The sequence below is a fragment of the Mesorhizobium sp. M4A.F.Ca.ET.020.02.1.1 genome (genome assembly GCF_004022645.1).
Lineage (GTDB): Bacteria > Pseudomonadota > Alphaproteobacteria > Rhizobiales > Rhizobiaceae > Mesorhizobium.
The window spans coordinates 1-4,570 of the sequence record NZ_RZOI01000502.1; the positions used below are offsets into that span (position 1 = coordinate 1).

A 4,570-nucleotide genomic window follows, 5' to 3' on the forward strand; every position below is an offset into this window, starting at 1 on the left:
ACGCGGACCTGCTTTTGCGAGGCGGGCGAGATGGCGCGCGCGCCGTCGAGATGCTTGACGAGCGCGGCAAGGTCCTTGTCGGCAAGCGGACGCACCGCCTGGTCGAGCCCTCCCGGTCCGCCAGGCCCGGCCGGACGGCCGGGGCTGACGACGAGCAAATTGCTGCCGAGCTTGGAAATATCCGACTTGACCTTCGCGGTGGTGCCGGAGCCGATGGTCAGCATGGCGATGACGGCGGCGACGCCGATGACGATGCCGAGCAAGGTCAGGAAGGAGCGCAGCACGTTGCGGCGGATCGAGATCAGCGACAGGCGAACTGTCTCCCAGATCATTGGGCCGCCTCCAGTTTGTTGGAGTCGGTGGCGACATGGCCGTCGAGGAAGCGGATCGTGCGCTCGGCATAGGCCGCCACGTCGGCCTCGTGCGTGACCATGACGATGGTGAGGCCAAGCTCGGCGTTGAGCCTGGTCAGGAGCTCCATGATCTCGTGCGTGCGGGCGGAGTCGAGATTGCCGGTGGGTTCGTCGGCAACGAGCAGCGTCGGCCTGGTGACGATGGCGCGCGCGATCGCCACCCGCTGCTGCTGGCCGCCGGAGAGCTCGGCCGGCGTGTGATGCTCGCGTCCCACAAGGCCGACCTCGGCCAGCGCCTGCATGGCAAGTTGGCGGCGCTCGCGCGCGGCGACACCGCGATAGATCAGCGGCAGCTCGACATTCTCTGCCGCCGTGGTGCGCGGCAGCAAATTGTAGCCCTGGAAGACGAAGCCGACATAGAGGTTGCGCAGCATGGCGCGGCGGTTGCGGTCGAGCCGGCCGGCGTCGATGCCCTCGAAACTGTAGGTCCCGGCAGTCGGCGTGTCGAGGCAGCCGATGATGTTCATCGCCGTCGACTTGCCGGAACCCGACGGGCCCATGATGGCGACGAACTCGCCTTTTCGGATGGCGAGATCGACGCCGGCCAGCGCATGCACGCGGGCTTCGCCCTGGCCGTAGCTTTTCCAGACCTTGTCGAAGGCAATCAGCGTGGAGCCCGACACGGCGTCAGTTCCGCAGCTGCGAGCCGGTGATGACCTGCGCGCCTTTGTCGAGGCCGGACGTAATCTCGGTCAGCTCGCCATCGGTGGAACCGACCTTGACATTGACCGCGTGGGGTCGGCCATTCTCCAGCACATAGAGCGTGCGCGAGCCGTCGGTCGGTCTCGGCGTGGCGTCGCGCTGGCGGCCAGGGCGGCCCATGCGGCCGGTGAACAGGTCGCGCAGGCTCCACGTGCGGGCGGCGGGCGGCGCCGGCCGGTAACGGAAGGCGGTGGCCGGCACGGTGAGCACACCCTTGGCCTGTTTGGTGACGACCGAGACGGTGGCGGTCATGCCGGGCCTGAGCAGCAACTCGCTGTTGTCGACCTCCAGCCGCGCATTGTAGGTGACGACGCCGTCAGTGGTTACGGACGCATAGGAGATGTCGCGGATCTCGGCGTCGAAGGGCCGCTCCGGAAAGGCATCGACGGTGAAGCGGGCATGTTGGCCGGGCTTGACCGAGCCGATATCGGCTTCGTCGACCGCCGCCTGCAGCTCCATGTTCCTGAGGTCGGCGGCAATGACGAACAGCACCGGCGCCTGCAGCGAGGAGGCGACCGTCTGGCCGGGGTCGACAGAACGCGTCAGCACGATGCCGTCGATCGGCGCGTAGATGGTGCTCTTGGCAAGGTCGGTCTGCTGCGCCTTGAGATCGGCATTGGCGATGGCAAGGTTGGCCTCGGCGCTGTCGAGGGCCGCCTTGGAGCGGTCGCGGGTCGCGGTCGCGGCCTCGAGCGACTGGTCGGTCGCCATGCCGCGCTTGGTGAGTTCGTTCGCGCGCGCCAGCGCGTTCTCGTTTTCCTTCAGCGTCACGGTGGCGTCCTCGACGGCTGCCGCGGCTGCCTTGGCGGAAGCCTCGGCGCGCTCGATCTGAACCTCGAGCTTGGCGGTGTCGAGCGTCGCCAGCACATCGCCCTTCTTGACCTGCTGGTTTTCCTCGACCGCGACCGAGCGGACGACGCCTGAAAGTTCGCTGGAGATGTCGACCTGCGTCAGCGGCTGCAGCGTGCCGGTGGCCGAGACCTGGACGGTGAGGTCGGCAACGGCTGCCGGCACGGTGGTATAGTCGATTTTGGCCTGAGAGCCGGCATACCACTGATAGAAGGCACCCGCCGCGGCAACGGCGATCAGCGCCAGCAGGGCATAGAGCCAACCGCGCCGGCGTGTCCTGCGCAGGCCGTTGCGGTCGAGGCCGAGCGCCGTCTCGATGGCGGAATCCGATTCCGTCTTTGGCGGATTGACAACCTGGTCCACGCTGGACCCCTATTATGCGCACAGTCCCTATCTGTGCACAGATCAGGCTTTGTGGTTCGAATTACAAATTAAATTTCGCCCATGTTGGGATTGAGGCAAGAATGAAAACCCGGGATTACTTGCTCTACGATGTCTTTACGACCGAGCGGCTGGCCGGCAACCCCGTGGCTGTCGTCCTGGACAGCAAGGGGCTGGACACGGCGGCTATGCAAGCCATCGCGCGCGAATTCAATCTTTCCGAAACGGTGTTCGTGCTGCCTCCCGACAACGCCAAGCACCGCGCCCGCATCCGCATCTTCACGCCCGACTATGAAATGCCGTTCGCCGGCCATCCGACCGTCGGTACGGCGATCGCGCTCGCCGATCTGGCTGGCGAGACCGCCGGCATCTTCGTTCTTGAAGAGAATATCGGCCCGGTACGCTGCGCGGTGAGCAAGCATGACAGCGCCACTTTCGCCGAGTTCGACCTGGCGAAGCTGCCGGAGCCGCTGGAGCTCTCCGCCGACGCGGAAGCGATCGGCGCCGCGCTTGGCCTTGGACCGCATGAGATCGGCTTTGAGAATCACCGCGTCTCGTTCTGGTCGGCCGGCGTGCCCTACGTGACCATTCCGGTCGCCGACCTGAAGGCGGCGGGCCAAATCCGGCTGGACAACCAGGCATGGTCGGAACTGGCGCCGCGCAAGAGCGAATGGGCTTTCGCCAGTCCCTATGTCTATTGCCGCGAGACGGTCAACCATGAGAGCGCCTTCCATGTGCGCATGATCGTGCCCGGCAGTCCCTCCTATGAGGACCCGGCGACCGGCTCGGCAGCGGCAGCCTTTGCCGGCGCCATCATGCATTTCGACGGCCCGACAGACGGTATTTCGCAGCTGTGGATCGAGCAGGGGCTGGAGATGGGCCGGCCGTCGCGAATCCGGCTCGAGCTCAATGTCGACGGCGGCAAACTGGCCGCCGCCCGCATCGGCGGCCATGCCATTAAGGTGGCGGAAGGCAGACTTTTTGTCTGATCGGTGCGGCTGCCCCATCCCGATAGAATCGGGATGGGGCTCCATCTTTTTTGTTTGAGCATGATCTCTTCCGAAAACCGGATTCCACTTTTCGGGATCATGCTTTAGCGATTTATCGGGAAATGATCCCGGCGGGGCTAGACATCCCCAAGATCGGCGGCTATATGCCCGCCAACGCTGGGTTTACCGGCCGTGTGGGTGTGTAGCTCAGTTGGTAGAGCAGCTGACTCTTAATCAGCGGGTCCACAGTTCGATCCTGTGCACACCCACCAAATCCTCTTCAGATCCTGCTGAAAAAACATCGGAAGCCGGCGCCCCGCCGCGTTCAGGGGGCTTTCGATTTTTACTGGATGGTTGGCCTGAGGTAGCTGAGAATCGCTCGCGTTATGGCCAGGACGCCGTCAACGGCATCGAAGTTTGTCTTGCTTTTGCCGACGATCCATTCGAATTCGGGGGCTTGTGGTAGCCGGAGCGCATTGCGTACGAGCCAGCCAGAAAGCGTGAAGAGGTCAAGTGATCTCGGTTCGCCGCCCGAGTAGTAAGGAAATTGCAGAAACAGCCTTATTGGGCCTCCGTATCCAAGCTTGAAGGTCATGCTGACTGCAACTCGGTGGCCAAATCTGTCTTCAAAAACACCACCAAAAGTAAGATCTCTAGCATCGTAGTTGTGCCATTGCCCCGCCAACCCTAGAGAGCCCCATCTGTTTTGAGTATGTTCCTTCAGTTCCTTGCGATTGGGAAATTTTGATTTTTCAGGATCAAAGCGCAGGGGCGGGTCGACGTTACCTGTCTCGTCTCTCCACTCCTCCGCAGCGCCTCGAAGATCTTCAAAGACCGGAGATATTCTAGGATCCATCGGCTCGCCCGAGCAGCGTGAAATCCGCCACTGAGAAATCACCTCGCACAGAGATTCGACCGTATGGCCCGATCGTTCGGCCCAATCCTCGGTGGCCAGCATCCACGGGGAGTTGTATTTCAGCGCGGCAAAGGCGCCGCGCTTGCTGTCGAAATCGCGAATAATCCGAGCCAGAGCGTCGCGTAGCCCATGTTTGGGATCACCAAAAATCTTTGAGGGTTCCTCCATCAGCGCACCCCAGCATCTAGGTCACTATTTGTCCGAAACCCCTGCCTCTGCGAAGCTCGCCATACGGGCGTGGCATTCCAGCGCCGAGCGCACGATGTTGACGGCAAGGCAGGCGCCGGAGCCTTCGCCGAGCCGCATGCCGAGGTCGAGCA

At 63.3% G+C, this 4,570-nt stretch carries 6 protein-coding genes and 1 tRNA gene; 2 read left to right on the forward strand and 5 right to left on the reverse strand.

The features are described 5' to 3' along the window. From EN742_RS25190 to EN742_RS25200, 3 genes are all read right to left on the reverse strand, one after another. On the reverse strand, nucleotides 1-332 hold a 332-nt coding region (locus EN742_RS25190), incomplete at its 3' end, for an ABC transporter permease (RefSeq protein WP_148670242.1). Further along, the gene (locus tag EN742_RS25195; protein ID WP_126053998.1) at nucleotides 329-1,036 is read right to left on the reverse strand and encodes an ABC transporter ATP-binding protein; all 708 of its coding nucleotides are present in this window, start codon (nucleotides 1,034-1,036) and stop codon (nucleotides 329-331) included. The genes EN742_RS25190 and EN742_RS25195, both read right to left, overlap by 4 nt. Before the next feature lie 4 nt (nucleotides 1,037-1,040). Further along, nucleotides 1,041-2,327, reverse strand: coding sequence for an efflux RND transporter periplasmic adaptor subunit (locus EN742_RS25200; RefSeq protein ID WP_126053999.1), 1,287 nt, complete (start codon nucleotides 2,325-2,327; stop codon nucleotides 1,041-1,043). A gap of 101 nt (nucleotides 2,328-2,428) precedes the next feature. Between EN742_RS25200 and EN742_RS25205 the strand changes: the two genes are divergently transcribed. After that, nucleotides 2,429-3,334, forward strand: coding sequence for a PhzF family phenazine biosynthesis protein (locus tag EN742_RS25205; RefSeq protein WP_126054000.1), 906 nt, complete (start codon nucleotides 2,429-2,431; stop codon nucleotides 3,332-3,334). Nucleotides 3,335-3,530: 196 nt separating this feature from the next. Next, nucleotides 3,531-3,606 (forward strand) — tRNA-Lys (locus EN742_RS25210). A gap of 71 nt (nucleotides 3,607-3,677) precedes the next feature. Here EN742_RS25210 and EN742_RS25215 read toward each other — a convergent pair. Beyond that, nucleotides 3,678-4,418, reverse strand: a complete 741-nt coding sequence (locus EN742_RS25215) for a hypothetical protein (protein WP_126054001.1) — start codon at nucleotides 4,416-4,418, stop codon at nucleotides 3,678-3,680. Nucleotides 4,419-4,442: 24 nt separating this feature from the next. Further along, nucleotides 4,443-4,570, reverse strand: a 128-nt coding sequence (locus EN742_RS25220; RefSeq protein ID WP_189375573.1) for a nicotinate-nucleotide--dimethylbenzimidazole phosphoribosyltransferase, incomplete at its 5' end; no start/stop codon positions are given.